At 38.9% G+C, this 14,172-nt stretch carries 16 protein-coding genes; 5 read left to right on the forward strand and 11 right to left on the reverse strand.

The genetic code is table 11. The features are described from left to right. Positions 1–91: 91 nt before the first annotated feature. Complete coding sequence (locus ACMX3D_RS08690) at positions 92–1,186, reverse strand: AI-2E family transporter (protein WP_482751023.1); 1,095 nt, start codon at positions 1,184–1,186, stop codon at positions 92–94. A 127-nt stretch (positions 1,187–1,313) separates the two neighbouring features. Here ACMX3D_RS08690 and pdxH point away from each other — a divergent pair, with 127 nt between their 5' ends. After that, complete coding sequence (gene pdxH, locus ACMX3D_RS08695; RefSeq protein WP_482752307.1) at positions 1,314–1,958, forward strand: pyridoxamine 5'-phosphate oxidase; 645 nt, start codon at positions 1,314–1,316, stop codon at positions 1,956–1,958. 68 nt (positions 1,959–2,026) lie between these two features. Here pdxH and ACMX3D_RS08700 read toward each other — a convergent pair whose 3' ends face one another. The 4 genes from ACMX3D_RS08700 to ACMX3D_RS08715 all read right to left on the reverse strand — a co-directional run bounded on the left by ACMX3D_RS08700 (position 2,027) and on the right by ACMX3D_RS08715 (position 4,474). Further along, a complete protein-coding gene (locus ACMX3D_RS08700; RefSeq protein WP_482751024.1) occupies positions 2,027–2,443 on the reverse strand; it encodes a hypothetical protein in 417 nt (138 codons plus the stop codon). Beyond that, positions 2,440–3,282 carry an FAD-binding domain-containing protein gene (locus tag ACMX3D_RS08705; protein ID WP_482751025.1) on the reverse strand — a complete coding sequence of 281 codons (843 nt, stop codon included), beginning with the start codon at positions 3,280–3,282 and terminating at the stop codon, positions 2,440–2,442. Before ACMX3D_RS08705 ends, ACMX3D_RS08700 begins: the two co-directional genes overlap by 4 nt. A 443-nt stretch (positions 3,283–3,725) precedes the next feature. Further along, positions 3,726–4,145: a hypothetical protein gene (locus ACMX3D_RS08710; protein ID WP_482751026.1), complete on the reverse strand. Its 420-nt coding sequence runs from the start codon at positions 4,143–4,145 to the stop codon at positions 3,726–3,728. 149 nt (positions 4,146–4,294) lie between these two features. After that, positions 4,295–4,474 carry a CAP domain-containing protein gene (locus ACMX3D_RS08715; protein ID WP_482751027.1) on the reverse strand — a complete coding sequence of 60 codons (180 nt, stop codon included), beginning with the start codon at positions 4,472–4,474 and terminating at the stop codon, positions 4,295–4,297. Positions 4,475–4,571: 97 nt separating this feature from the next. Here ACMX3D_RS08715 and ACMX3D_RS08720 point away from each other — a divergent pair, with 97 nt between their 5' ends. Together ACMX3D_RS08720 and bcp are read left to right on the forward strand one after the other, a co-directional pair. Next, the gene (locus tag ACMX3D_RS08720; protein ID WP_482751028.1) at positions 4,572–6,479 is read left to right on the forward strand and encodes a lipoxygenase family protein; all 1,908 of its coding nucleotides are present in this window, start codon (positions 4,572–4,574) and stop codon (positions 6,477–6,479) included. 113 nt (positions 6,480–6,592) lie between these two features. Continuing rightward, entirely contained in the window at positions 6,593–7,072 is a 480-nt protein-coding gene (gene bcp / locus ACMX3D_RS08725) for a thioredoxin-dependent thiol peroxidase (RefSeq protein WP_482751029.1), read from the forward strand. Between the two features lie 246 nt (positions 7,073–7,318). Here the strand turns inward: bcp and ACMX3D_RS08730 are convergent, their stop codons facing one another. Then, on the reverse strand, positions 7,319–7,687 hold the full coding sequence (locus tag ACMX3D_RS08730) for a hypothetical protein (protein ID WP_482751030.1): 369 nt from the start codon (positions 7,685–7,687) through the stop codon (positions 7,319–7,321). A 339-nt stretch (positions 7,688–8,026) separates the two neighbouring features. Next, a protein-coding gene (locus tag ACMX3D_RS08735) for an ISAzo13 family transposase (protein WP_482752268.1) occupies positions 8,027–9,252 on the reverse strand; the annotation gives its coding sequence in 2 pieces (ribosomal slippage) (positions 8,027–8,772 and positions 8,772–9,252; 1,227 coding nt in all). Between the two features lie 324 nt (positions 9,253–9,576). On the opposite strand from ACMX3D_RS08735, the gene ACMX3D_RS08740 reads away from it, so the two are divergent. Continuing rightward, positions 9,577–9,759 (forward strand): hypothetical protein, encoded by a 183-nt coding sequence (locus ACMX3D_RS08740; RefSeq protein ID WP_482751031.1) that lies wholly within the window; start codon positions 9,577–9,579, stop codon positions 9,757–9,759. Here the strand turns inward: ACMX3D_RS08740 and ACMX3D_RS08745 are convergent. From ACMX3D_RS08745 to ACMX3D_RS08760, 4 genes are all read right to left on the reverse strand, one after another. After that, positions 9,731–10,978, reverse strand: coding sequence for a RuBisCO small subunit-like domain-containing protein (locus ACMX3D_RS08745; RefSeq protein ID WP_482751032.1), 1,248 nt, complete (start codon positions 10,976–10,978; stop codon positions 9,731–9,733). The genes ACMX3D_RS08740 and ACMX3D_RS08745 overlap by 29 nt on opposite strands. Positions 10,979–11,086: 108 nt before the next feature. Then, positions 11,087–11,200: a DUF2281 domain-containing protein gene (locus tag ACMX3D_RS08750; protein ID WP_482751033.1), complete on the reverse strand. Its 114-nt coding sequence runs from the start codon at positions 11,198–11,200 to the stop codon at positions 11,087–11,089. A gap of 159 nt (positions 11,201–11,359) precedes the next feature. Then, positions 11,360–12,040 carry a Uma2 family endonuclease gene (locus ACMX3D_RS08755; protein ID WP_482751034.1) on the reverse strand — a complete coding sequence of 227 codons (681 nt, stop codon included), beginning with the start codon at positions 12,038–12,040 and terminating at the stop codon, positions 11,360–11,362. Between the two features lie 47 nt (positions 12,041–12,087). Continuing rightward, a complete protein-coding gene (locus ACMX3D_RS08760; RefSeq protein ID WP_482751035.1) occupies positions 12,088–12,699 on the reverse strand; it encodes a GDSL-type esterase/lipase family protein in 612 nt (203 codons plus the stop codon). 174 nt (positions 12,700–12,873) lie between these two features. Between ACMX3D_RS08760 and ACMX3D_RS08765 the strand changes: the two genes are divergently transcribed. Further along, positions 12,874–14,172: an FAD-dependent oxidoreductase gene (locus ACMX3D_RS08765; protein WP_482751036.1), complete on the forward strand. Its 1,299-nt coding sequence runs from the start codon at positions 12,874–12,876 to the stop codon at positions 14,170–14,172.

Raw genomic sequence — 14,172 nt, forward strand, 5'->3', positions numbered from 1 at the left:
GTCAAGGGTCAATAGTCATTTGTCAAAAGGCTAGAGGCAAAAGACTTAATGATGAAATTTCAGACTTCAGACTTCGCACTTCAGACTTTTTTCAATTTATATCGTCTTCTGGTGGGTCATGGGGAATAGTTACGGTTGAGACAAAATTACCTCCTTTGTTACTTTTAATGGCATCAAAAGTGCCTTTGATAGTCCCAGCGATGGGAACAGCCACAAGTGTACCCAACAATCCAGCAATTTCAAATCCCATCAAAATAGAGACAAAAATCCAAATTGGATTGAGACCAATAAAGTCACCCAGCAATTTGGGAGCTAAGAGATTATCTTTAATTTGTTGCATAATAATTGCGGCGATCGCAACTTGCAATGCTAACCAGCCATTTTGTAGCATTACCAAAATTGTGACTAAACTAATGCCAAGAGTTGCGCCAATAAAGGGAATGAGTTCTGATATGCCAATAACTATGGCAAATAATAAGGCAAAAGGAACTTTCATGATGATAAAAATCGGGGTGAGAGTCACCACCATGAATAAGCCGAGTAATAATTGACTCAAAAAAAATCTTTGAAAATTCAATTGCAAAGATACTGTTAAAGGCACTCCAATATGAGATGGCAAAAGATTAATCAAGCCGTACCAGACGCGATCGCCATATAAAAGCATATAAAATGCCAGTACAACTACCAATACAAGATTTAATAATCCTGATAGCAAAGTCCCCGCCACACCCACGGCACCAGAAGCCAACTGTTGCACAATACTTTGAATGCTGGCATTGATTTGATTGCTCAATATGCGTAAATCTAAAGGCAAACGTCGCCGTTGGGCAAATGCCTCAAGCTGTTCTAGATTTGTTTGACTAGCAGTTAACCAATCAGGAATTTTATTTAAAAGTTGAATTGTTTGGTCAATAACTATCGGGACTAGGGTAACTCCTAAAATCACTACTAGAGTTAACGTCACCAGCAAAACTATAATTACTGCCTGTGTACGCGTGATGCGAGCGCGTTCAAAGAACTTAACTGGGTAATTCAGTAAAAATGCTAAAATCGCGGCAACGCTCAAAATGGTAATGGGATGCTTAAAATAGTTGAAAAGAACCGATAGCAGCCAAATATTGAGAGCGATAATCGGGCCGCTCAGACCATAGAATAACAGAGTTTGCAGAGAGGCTGAACGGCGCATGATATTTGATTATCTATAATATTCTGGAAATAAATTTGGGAAACTGGCATTGATACTAGCCATGATTTATAGATATTTTTAACAAAGCCCTGTATAAGTGTATCTGTTATAGAGGAAATCCATGACGATGAACACCACCATAGCCGACCTCCGCAAAGACTACACATTACAAGACTTAACTGAAACTGAGGTTGACCCTAATCCATTTATACAATTTAAAAAATGGTTTGAGCAGGCATTAGAGGCTCAATTACCAGAACCCAATGCGATGACTTTGGCTACTGCCACACCAGATGCGAAACCAGCGGCTAGAATGGTTCTACTTAAAGACTTTGACGAACGAGGCTTTGTCTTTTTCACCAATTACAACAGTCACAAAGGACAAGAACTCGCCGAAAATCCTCAAGCAGCGTTGGTTTTTTGGTGGGCAGAACTAGAACGGCAAGTCCGAATTTGTGGCCATGTAGAGAAAGTGTCAGAAGCAGAATCAGATGGGTATTTTGAGAGTCGTCCTGCTAAAAGTCGCTTAGGGGCGTGGGTTTCGCAGCAAAGTGAAGTGATAGAAAGCCGCGAACTTTTAGAACAGCGAATGCAGGAGTTTGAAAGTAAATATGAAAATCAGGAAATTCCTCGTCCTCCCCATTGGGGAGGCTTAAGAGTTATCCCTTCCGAAATTGAGTTTTGGCAAGGTCGTCCTAGCCGACTGCACGATCGCCTGCTTTATACTCTTTTAGATGATGGCAGTTGGAAAATTGAGCGGTTATCGCCTTAGAAATAGGGAGTGGGGAGTAGGGAGTAGGAAATGGGTGTAAGGGTTTAGGGGTGTAGGGTAAAATAACTTTATTCAAAAACATACTTTTCTGCTACTTTCCAATAGCGGGAGAAGCGTTTTAAATCGATGTAGCCGTCATATTCAAAAAATGGTTCGGCGGCTAAAACTTCCAACTTCAAAGAACGTTCTATTTCATCGCAGATATCATCAAATCTGGGACTGGGGCTTTCTGCTGTCACAACTAAATTTGCATTATGCTCTTGAGCAAAAGCTAAAATTTCTTGGGCTACATTACCCCGACGAATTTCTACTGGCAACTCTAGTAAACATTCATAAATAAAGGCGATGCGTTTCAAGCTTAATTGCCATTCTTCAATTAAAGCATCGTCCCAAACCCAAATAGCCGGGGCATCGGGGTATTCTTGAAGTGCAGGGTTAGCGGGACTAAGACAGTCGCCATGTATCCAAATAATTGGTTTATTCATTTTTTACCTCTCTTACCACGCTGCCAACTTTGACTATTTGGTTTTTTGGTAAATTCCCCTTTGGGAAATAGCTTTTGTTCTAATTCTTCGTAGCTACCTTCAAAGTCACAATGCCCGTATAGGGGACATTTCTGGCAATAGACACTTTTGGTATAGCGTTCTAAATTCTCGCGGTTGAAAAAGTATGGTTTATGACTAAATGTACTGGCTACCCATTGCCAAGACATATTATTACTAGCAGGATCACCATCTAAAAGATGTTGCAAAAACCACTTTGCCCCAGCTTGCCAACGAATACGCCGCCAATGAATGATGTAAGCAGCTAACCACATCCGGCTGTGGTTGTGTAAGTAACCAGTTTCCCGTAATTCTTGGCTAAAGCTGTCGATGCAAACTCGCCCTGTACTACCTGCTTGAATATCTTGGGGTAATTCTGCGGCGTATTCTGAGACTGTGTAACCAGTTTTATATTCTTCTTGGTCTTGCCAGATACCATTGCCGAGTTTGACATACAATCTCTGCCAATAATCACGCCAGCCTAATTCGTTAATCAGTTTAGTCGCATCGTCTGGATGCTTGACATTATCCAGCACGTAGTCTCGGATTTCGGCTAGGCTCAAAACTCCATAGCGAATATAAGGCGAAAGTCGTGTGACTGCGCCTGTTAAGAAGTTACGGGTTTTGCTGTAGGTGGATGGGTCTACTTTTTGTAACGCTTTTTGAGCTGCTTTGCGTCCCCCAACTGTATTGCTGATAGAGTCGTCACGTTCTGCGGCTTGCGGGAACTGTTCTCGCAGATAGGCTATCAATTCATCGCGGTTAGTAAATTTACGTAGCATCAAGTGTGATTTTTACAGTTGAGTTGTTGATAATTTGTATGGTGATGTCAGAAAATTTTAACTTTTTTGATTGAATGCTGAAGTCGAAATAGTGTGTCTAGATTTGCATAGTGTAATTTTGTCAATTACTGAGTTTTTGATAATTATATAGTAATGGCTTAAATAAGATTATTTAGGGTGTTTTATAAAAACATGGGTAAAATTGGAATCTGGAGATGGCAACTTTGAGTGCGGGTGTAGGAAAAATCGACTTGAAGTGAGTGTGAAAAATACACCAGGTGACATCACACAGATAGAATGCTGATTAGATTCAAAGTAGGAAATTCCTAATTTTTATCAACACTGGAAATCTCAATTAAAAAATCTCTTCTATGTAGGGTACATCAGTAAGATAAAACATGGAAATACCCAGAAATTATTCGTACTGATACACCCTACTAACTTTATCTAACCGGACTAAATATCACTGTTCCGCCTTGATTGCCAGTTCTTCTAAAGTTACCAATAAAAGCCCAGTTAATATATCCACCATCACCACGATTAGTGAATGTACCGCTTGTAAAAGTCCAAACACCAAATGGAACACCATCACAAGAAGCTCTCCTAAAGTCATCGCCTTTGAGGCTATAGCTATATCCTTGCTGTAAGTTAAAAACCATTACATTACGTCTTCCGCCTGCTCTACGGTAAGCTTCATTTGCTACATTTCTTACACAATCTGACCGATCTGCTAAGGCAGGTTGAGAAAATATGGCAGAACTAGTTGCTAATAATGTTGCACCAGTGATAGCTAGGGATAATTTTTTGATAATTGATTTTTTAACAGATGATTTGTTAATTAAAGCATTATTTTGCTGTGTCATGATTAACTCCTAAATTTGTGACATGAACTGCATTGATGAACTCAGGGTTCTCTTTTTCGATGATGTGATTTTATGTTTCCGAACAAGAGAAACTAAAGATAATTTGTTTTCCCTGTTTCTGCTTATAGATAGTTTTAAGTTCAATTGACTTATGCAGTTTTGTCAGTTAATGGAATGAAAGTCTTCCCAAGACCATTCATTGACCAGTAAAGCTTGCCATCACGACCGAGAACAACACTGACACCAGCCTTGTGATAATTTGGGTTCATAATGTTGGTGCAATGGCCGGGACTGTAGTGAAATAAATGCAAACTTTTGTGATGAAACATAATTTTGTTGAATTTGTTCCTACTTATAGGAAGATTCCACTAAAATCAACTTTTGGGTATCTCACTACAGTATTTAATTATTAAGCAAAAATAGATTATGTCTTCTACCGAACCACAAGGTCACTACCGTTACGATCCTCGTAGTTTAGAAGAGAAAGGGCCAGCACGCATATTTCCCTATACTGGGGAAGATGGAGTACTGCGTTATGTGTTAACTACTCTGCGGCAAAATCAACTCAATCAGGGAAAGCTATCTCAACCTTGGAGTCTGCTGCTGGAACAGATGGAAAAAGCCATCCAGACTTTAGATGAAGCTTGGGTACAACTGGCAGTTTTATTAGTAGATTTAGAAATTTTTCAATCGGGATGGTTTAATTTCAATTTGCCGCCAGATGAACAGTTTAATGCTAGTTATGTTCGGGAACGGCGGACGATGGGACAGAGATTAATGGCTGCAACAGAAGCCGCCCAGGCTGTAGATAATGTTACAGATAAAAGTGAGCAGCAACGATCGCAATTTTACCAAGAGTTAGAAGTTAGTGGCAGTTTGAGCGATCGCTATCTGCCAACACGTCCAGTAGTCAGTCGCATTTACGAACGAGATGGAGGTTTGACTGATTCTGAATTTGCCCGTCAACGTTTGGCTGGGCAAAATCCGATTGTGTTGCGGCGGGTACAATCAGCAGAACAACAAATTTTACAAGCTTGGACAAATCAATCTTACAAATTAGCTGATGGTACTGTTATCGACTTAGTCAAATCAGCCAGCGAAAATCGGTTATTTATTGCCGATTATCCTCTACTGCAAAACCTGACAGCCGCCGACTTGCAACCAGGACGTTATGTTGGTAGTCCTGTGGGGTTATTTTACCGCTCCCAAGAAAAACTTGAGCCTGTGTTAATTCAGGTGGAAAAAGGGAAAGTCCTGACTCCGGCTGATATGGATGACTGGATGCGGGCAAAACTTTATTTTCAAAGTGCAGATGTTACCCATCATGAATTGATTACTCACCTCTGCTATACCCACTTGGCAATGGAGGCGTTTGCAATTGCAACTCCCCGCCAATTGCCGAGTAATCATCCTTTATATCGGTTACTGCGTCCTCATTTACAATTTTTGCTGGCAATTAATACCAGAGGTAACACAATCTTACTAGGTGAAGGTGCTGCTATTGATAATCTTATGGCTCCGACGCGAGATGTATCGTTAGGGTTAATTAATCAAGCTTATCGAGAACGCCCGTTTGTAGAATATTCATTACTGAATGACATCAAACGTCGGGGAATTGAAGCAGAATTTCTCCCAGAATTTCCTTACCGTGATGATGCTTTATTGTTGTGGGATGCGATCGCTCAATATACTACTAGTTATTTACAACGCTACTACCACGACGATAAAGCAGTTCAACAAGATTCATATCTGCAAGCTTGGGCGGCGGAATTAGGCGCACCTTTAGATACCCGTTCTCGCGCTGAGTTTCCCCAAGCACCATCATGGTTTCCGCAAGAGTGGGTAAGTGAAACTAAACTAGATTTACCAGAATTACCTTCTTATCCGCGTGTACCTGGGTTTGGCGAAATTAATAGTCTGCAACAACTAATAGATATTACAACGCAAATTATTTTTACTTGTGGCCCCCAACACGCCGCCGTCAACTTTAGCCAATTTGATTATGTGACTTATGTCCCAAATGCGCCCTTTGCACTATACAGTCCACCAGACACACCCAGCAAACTAGAGGAATTATTACCGCCTCCAGATAAAGATTTAGCGCAGATGCAGTTAAGTTTTGCGTTGAGTGGGATTTATTGGGGAAAACTGGGAAGTTCTGATTTAATTCAGTTTAGCGATCAACGCGATCGCCAAACTTTGACTGAGTTTCAAAACGCACTGGTAGATATTGAAGATAAAATCAAAGCCCGTAATCAATTGCGTTTAGCTGAGACTGGGGTTGAGTATACATATTTATTACCCTCGCGTATTCCCAACAGTATCAATATTTAGCAGTTATGCGATCGCAAATGCTAGATGAAGAGTGCTGAGTTAGAAAAGGGTACTCAGCACTCAGCACTCAGCAAGGTAAAATTTTGAGGCGATCGCAATTTTTTCGTCATACTATGAGCAATATTCCCCAAATTGGACAACCTGCACCTGCTTTTTCTACACCTGACCAAAATGATAATTTAGTTAGCCTAGATGATTTTAGCGGTCAATGGATCGTCCTTTATTTTTATCCTAAAGATGACACCCCTGGCTGCACCACAGAAGCGAAAGACTTCACCGAATTAAATTCAGAATTTAGTCAATTAGGAGCCAAAATTTTAGGTGTAAGTCCCGATTCTGGTAAGTCTCATTGCAAGTTTATCAACAAACATAACTTGTCAATTACTTTGTTAAGTGACCCAGAACATCAACTAGCAGAATCTTATGGTGCTTGGGGATTAAAAAAGTTTATGGGCAAAGAATATATGGGAATTATTCGCTCAACTTTTCTAATTTCACCAGATAACATTATTGCCTATGCTTGGACGAATGTGAAAGCCAAAGGTCATGCTCAAGCTGTACTCAAAAAGTTGTCGGAATTAGCAAATAATTAAATATATAGTGCATCTATCCCGCCTCGGAATCAATTCCGAGGCGGGATATAGTTTCATACTGCAAATTTTCGACTTGCGTGTACACCGTAGCCTTTTAGAAGAGAGAAGTCGGTCGAATTCACAGTAATAAATAAACAAAAAGATACCCGACTTCTTAAAAAAGTCGGATATCTGAGCATCATTGATATAAATTCACCAATTTTGGCTTCTGATTCCTGAATTCTGTTTGATAATTTATTTCAACAATCACTCGGCAGATGTTATTGTTTGATTAACCGCCGAGTTTGATTTCTTGCGTTCCGACCTGCGTGTTCCACCAGCCATTTCATACTCATCACTCTTTTTGCCATAGCAAGATGCAACACTCAATAGCATTTGCTCAGAGTAACCATTTATATCGCGTTCTGCTTCTAGTAATGCGTTCTGTGTTTTGAGTACCATCGCTCGTGCTTGATTGTATGCGGCTAGTTTTTCTCGTACCTCCAGAATTTTTGTATTGTAATTAGCGATTGATAATCCATTACCAAAGTCTAAGTCAGGATTAATCATCTGCATTCCTTCAACTCTTCGTTCAGCTTTGGTGAGGGCGATAGAATTGCGTTTGCGTCGCGCCATATAGAGAACCTAACCTTGATTCTTACTGAGTTCTTTAGATACGATCAAGATACGCAATTATCAGATGCAGCAGCTTGAGTAAAGCTACAGAACTTTAAAAGCATGAGGATGGGTAGGGACTTCCAAGAAATAAATTACTCAGCAAAAATCATAATTTGATATCTATAAGATAATGATAATCATTCTGAGGGGGGTGAGAGGCGGTTGCCGACGGCAACCGCCTCTCACCCCCTAAAAACACTCATAAAAAAGTCTGCACTCTGTAAATAATGTCAGGTGCATTATCATCATTAATATTGATATTTTTTTAGCTGAAAGCTTTAAAAATAGTCAGAGAAATTAAGTGCTGCCACAACAAATATCAACAAACCATTTACCTAAATTGGGAAACTTTTCATTTGTGGAGTTAGTCAGACGTTCTATTTGTTCTTCAATAGCAGACATAGCTTTATTGGTTAGCTTAACTCCTGTTTCATAAGTCTGAGTTATTAATTTAACTACTACAGGATGTTTGCCTTTCCATGTCATGTTTTTTGCAAAATTTAAAGCAGTTTCAACTTCATCGAGAATGCTGCCATTCCAAGACTTTTCTAATATCCCCCATACTCTTTCAATGGGGTTATATTTGCTGTGATAGGGTGGATAGTAGGCTAACCGTATATTTAGTTGATATTGATGAACAAACTCGACTATACGTTTCATGAACTGGGTACGTCTAGAATTATTATCTGTCCCATTATCCTGGTTAAGAATCAGGGTTTTTATTGTGGGAAATCGCCAACTCTCACTCTTCCAAAAATCTTGTAGAGCATCTACAATAAAATCACTCGTTACATTAGACTCTGTAAAGTATAAAAATAGTTCGTCTAATTCTGGAAGGAAGATGCCGTAAGGAGTTACGGTAGTTTTTGGATGAAAATTATGGTCTTCTGTTTCTGTGACAACTCGGTTTTTTCCTCCTCTGTCAAAGCAGCCAATATCTACACGGGCTTTGGCATCCAGACTAAGACGTAAGATACTTGGATCATCCAGAGCGGATTGATTAACTATTGCTAATTGTTCAAAAATTGCGTCTGTTTCTGGAATTTTTTTTGAGGTAAAACTTTTGCTACTCGATTGAGTCTATAACCTAAATCATTCAATTTGATACGAATTGTTTCTTCAGTTGGTAACTGTTCGTCACTATAGCCACACTTTTCAATTAATAGTTTTCTGACTTTGCTTGCTGTTAGGCGTGTATATAACCTCTGGCTTTTAAAACTTGGGTCGGTTTGGCTCTGTGAATCAACTAATTTTTTAATATCTTCTAACAACGAAGGTAAGTGTTCTTCTGCTTTCCATCGACCCCTAGCTGAATAATTATCAAAGCAAGTAATCCCACTGGTTAATTCTTTAATTCCTTTACGAATGGTTTTTCTATCCCATCCCAACTCGTTTTGAGCTATGAGTTGTCCTCCATAGCCTAATCCCATAACAGTCTGCGCTTGAAAACGTCGTCTGGCTGCACCTTTCAATTGAGTAGCTGTTTCCTTGAGCAAACTTTTCAATGAGTCAGTTAATTCAATTGACACTCCAACACACCCCAAAACTCGAACCATATATTGAAATTACTACAAAAAGGGAAGTCACGGCAGCCGATGGCTGCCGTGACTTCCTACCCCCCTATAATGATTATCATTATTATGCTTTGGGGATTTTATTTCTTGGAAGTCCCGTAAGCTGGCTAAATAATGGTATTTTTGCTGAAATTATTCATAAAAATAAGTTTAAGAGTCGCAAAAGTTGATTTACGACTCAAAAACTAAGTTTGCGAGTTGCAAAAGCTGATTTACGACTCAAAAACTTAATTTGCGAGTTGCAAAAGCTGATTTACAACTCAAAAACTAAGTTTGCGAGTTGCAAAAGCTGATTTACAACTCAAAAACTTAATTTGCGAGTTGCAAAAGCTGATTTACGAAAAGTTTTTTACATATCTCAACAATAAAAGGCGATCGCCTCTTGTGTTAGTGATGCGATCGCCTTTTACAATCAATCTATCGATTACTAATTTTTGCCATTCGGACGTTGAATAATTGTTTCCACAACTCGCCGCTTAGCTTTCGGGTCAATTCCAACCAAGCGCACATACTCACCGCTATATTCAGCCAGATGGGATTCTAAAGTTGAGATAGCATCAGATTCAGCATCGACGTGAATTGTACCGCAACTTTGCCAAGCACCTGTACGGAAGCGGCGTTCATCGACGTGTTCAAAAGTAACTTTCAGACCTTGAGACAAAATTTGCCGAATTTGTTCTTGTGTTTCTAAAGAGATATGAGTATCTGATGCTGGCTGTTGACGATATCCATTGGTTGATGGCTGAGTGGTTAGTGTTGGCGCTGGAGGTGGTGCTGCTTGATAACCTCTACCCCGATTGAGGCGATTATATTCATCCACCAACTGGGAATTTTCCACCCGTTTTTGTTCACCCACCATAAAATGACCAGACTCAATTAAGTGAGACAAGCTAAAATCTGGCTTTTTAAATTCTGGTGGCCCTTCTACGCTGTTTACCACACGCAACGATATGCGTTCATAACCGACTTTGTGGATAAAGTCACGAATTTGTTCATCATAAATTCGGGAACGCAAAGCACTAAAAAAGTCAATTGATTGATTGGGGAAGGTATCAACCAACTGTTCAACGTCCCGTTTCGAGAGTCCATCTGGTGCAAAAATTCCGCCGACAATTCCTACTTTGTCATCACGGTTAGGTTCCCAATAAAATTTTTCCATCCGTCCGTCCCGAATTAACGGCGCATACAAAGTGGAAAAATCATTACCTGTGACGATAATTGGTACACGCCGTATTGGGTTTGCATCATAGCTTCCCGGCAATTGTACATCTGTGGGATTATCGGCAATATTCATCAGTGTGGCATTTACCAACTGTGTGTTTACAGTATATTGAGTGCCTTCGTCAAAGCGTCCTGCACCTGCATCTAAGTCGTTAATCATCAGCACGCACATTTTACCGCGCACTTTGATGAGTTCAGCTGTTTCCCGATAACGTAGCCGAATCAACCGCGCCGGATCTCCCGCATCTGGACTTTCCAATTCGCCACCAGAGATGAGTGTCACTTCCACACCCATTTTTTCAAAAGCTAACTCACACTGAAAGGTTTTGCCTTCGCCTTTGCGTCCATGAATCCCTAAAATCAAAGGAACTCTCACACCAGGAAGATTTAAGAAGTTTTTAGTGATGTGAACAGCAATTTTATCTAAAAATCGAGGAGCAATATAATAACTCATAACTATCCCTGGTGAAGACTCATTAAATAATGCTAAGTTTTTTTGGTGACTAATGTTTACTAATCTTTCGGTAGAATTTCAGCATCACTACTACAAACGCTTTCGAGCTTAATACATATACTCTTGAAAATCTTCTAGAGGCGCATCAAAGTCATCTGATATGGTTATTAAACCCTTCGCGCTTCCAGTTTGAGGACGACGTTTAACTGGCAATATAGGCATTAACTTTACAGCCGGCTGATTATCTTTGGTAATGATAATTTATTCACCATCAAGCGCTGCTTCAACGAGTTCCGATAAGTATTGAGATGCTTCAGCTAAATTAATTTGCTGCATAAATACTACCTTTTGCTAATAATATTTTAGCATTGAATGGTTAATTTAAAATTTATTTGCTAATTGCTGCACAAATGTTGGATGTTCTTGTGAGTTCAAACCTTGTTGTAGCACTGCTAAAACTTGCGTCATTTCTCCGGTTAATAATGCAGCTACATCTAACCATAAACCAGGAAATACATGACTTTTGATAATATTATTTATATCTGGAGCTAATGATTGATATTCACCATTTTCTAAAACAAACCAATCAAGCTGATTCTCAAAAACTTGCCAAACAATATATTCTTTCACACCATTACGACGGTATACCCGCTTTTTATCATACAAGTCGTTAGCGGCACTACTAGCAGCAACTTCAGCAATTAATTCTGGTGCGCCTTCTATATAATCATCGTCACTAATACGTGCTTGTCCACCCAGTTTTTCATCAATTAATAACACGACATCTGGTTGTGGTTCATTATCTAAATCTAAGCGGACTGTAGAATTATCACCCAACTCTACACCTGGGGTAGATACTTTGTATGTTCCTAGCCAAATTATCAAGTCTCCGTGAGGTTTTCCATGACTTTTAAAACGTAAGGGTGAAGCCACGTATACAACTCCTTCGATTAGTTCTGCTTTTTTAGTATCGGGCATGGCATAATAGCGACGTTCAAATTCTTGACGAGTTAGGCGATCGCCACTTTCTAACGGTGGTATTTTTATATCTGATGCTGTCATTGCCAAAATCCTCACAGGAGTTTTACTGCCTCTAGTATAAGCAATTCTTATTTAAACCAATTTAACCAAGCATCCCAATTATCAACAATTTGTGCAAATTCAGCATAACCAGCAGTTCGCGGATGAGCGCCATCATAATTTTTGGCTTCTTCTATCCAAATATTTGATTTAATTAATATCGGAAAAACGTTGAGGTAAGGCACATCTAATTGCTGACAAACTAAAGCAAACTCTTGTCCTAAATTGGCAATTCTTTGATTTTGTTCTGCATCTGTACATGGAGGTGGACTAATCATCAAAACAGGATATAACTGTTTAGCTTCGCTCAAAATCTCACGTATATTTTTGGGTGAGTCTTCGACAGCTACACGAGTTTTCCCATTTTCTATAGTTGTGTCATTTACTCCAAAAGAAAATACAACTCTACCGTCATACTCTTTTGGTAAACGATAGGTAGCTTCTCTCCGCCAACGTTTTTTTAGTTCAGTACTCGTTTCTCTGCGCACACCTAAATTATAGTAAGTAATGTCATAACCTTTTTTATTAGCATTGACACAAATTCTACCTGTCCAGCCAAGACATTCTGGGTCGCCTGTACCGTTAACAAATGATTCGCCCAAAAAGCAAATTCTTACTTCTGATAGAGGTTGTACAGTCATAATTCTTGATTATTCAATCTAGAAGAATCACATATCTCGAAAGATGGTGTTATAAATCTTTCTGAAGATTCATGAAATAGCATATAATTAGAGGCACAATGTAACATATCTCTACAGCCAACTCTATTCCACGCATTTGCAGATTATCATTATCTGTGCGTCAATTCTAAAATTATGGTCAAAAAAGTAGTGATTGTTGGTGCTGGGCCAAGTGGACTTTTATTGGCTCAGTACTTGTTGCGTCGTAGCGATAATTATCAAATCGATATTTACGAACGTCGCAGTGATCCTCGAATTGTCTCATTTTCTAAATCTCGAACTTATCCTATTTCCCTTAATGAAAGAGGAATGAAAGCTTTGAGACAAATAAAGGGACTGGAAGCAGCAGTCAAAGCCATAAGTTTAGAAATGAACGGTACAATTTTTCATCAAAAAAATGGTAAGACGAGATATACTCCGCGACAAAATCCCTTATTTACTCTTGATAGAACAAATTTAGCGATCGCACTTTTAGAAAGCTTAACTAGCAAGTATAATAATCCACGATTAAATATTCACTTTGACTGTCAGTGTCAGCAAGTTAATTTTACTGATAAAACATTAACATTAATCAATATTGCTGAAGAAACTGAAAAAACTTTTACTGTTAATTATGATTTCTTAGTTGGCGCAGATGGAGCCTATTCTGCGGTTAGAGAAAGTTTGAATTCAACAGAAGTTTTTGCATGTGAACAAAAACCTATTACAACTGATTACAAATCTTTTTTCTTACCAAGTGATGATGTAAAGTCAAACCTCAAGTTAGAACAAAATAAAATTCACTCTTGGATGCTCAAAGATGGTACGGTCGTACTTTTACTGCATCAATTAGGCGGAACAATGAGTGGTATTATTCACTTTCCTCGTCAGCACAATCAAGTAGCGAATCTTTCAACTAAAGAAGAAGTACTAAAATTTTTTCGAGAAAGTTTCTCGGAAATTGGTCAACTAATGCCAGAATCAGAAGCAGAAGCTTTTATTAATAGACCAGCATCAACAGTTTTAACAGTTCGCTGTAATAGTTATCATTATGGTGATAGTGTATTGCTCATAGGAGATGCTGCTCATGCTGTATCACCATCTATTGGTCAAGGTTGCAATGCAGCACTCGAAGATGTCTTTGTATTTGACCAGCTTTTAGATGAATATTCTGACAATATCCCAGAAGCTATTGCACAATTTACTGTGCGCCGTCAGCCAGATGGTTATGCTTTAGTAGAACTTGGAGATAATGCGTTTCCTTTATCGCAAGGATTATTTATTGAGTTTATTATCAGAGAAGTTTTGGCAAAAATTCTCCACAATATATTTCCTAAACAGTTTTCCCAATCACTGTTTTATTTGATATCAGAAACTACTGTTCCTTATGCAGAAATTTTGAGTTTATATAAAAATTGGATTGCCAAAGTTAAAAAATCTAATGCTAAGTTCTAA

The sequence above is a fragment of the Anabaena sp. TISTR 8404 genome (assembly GCF_056847745.1).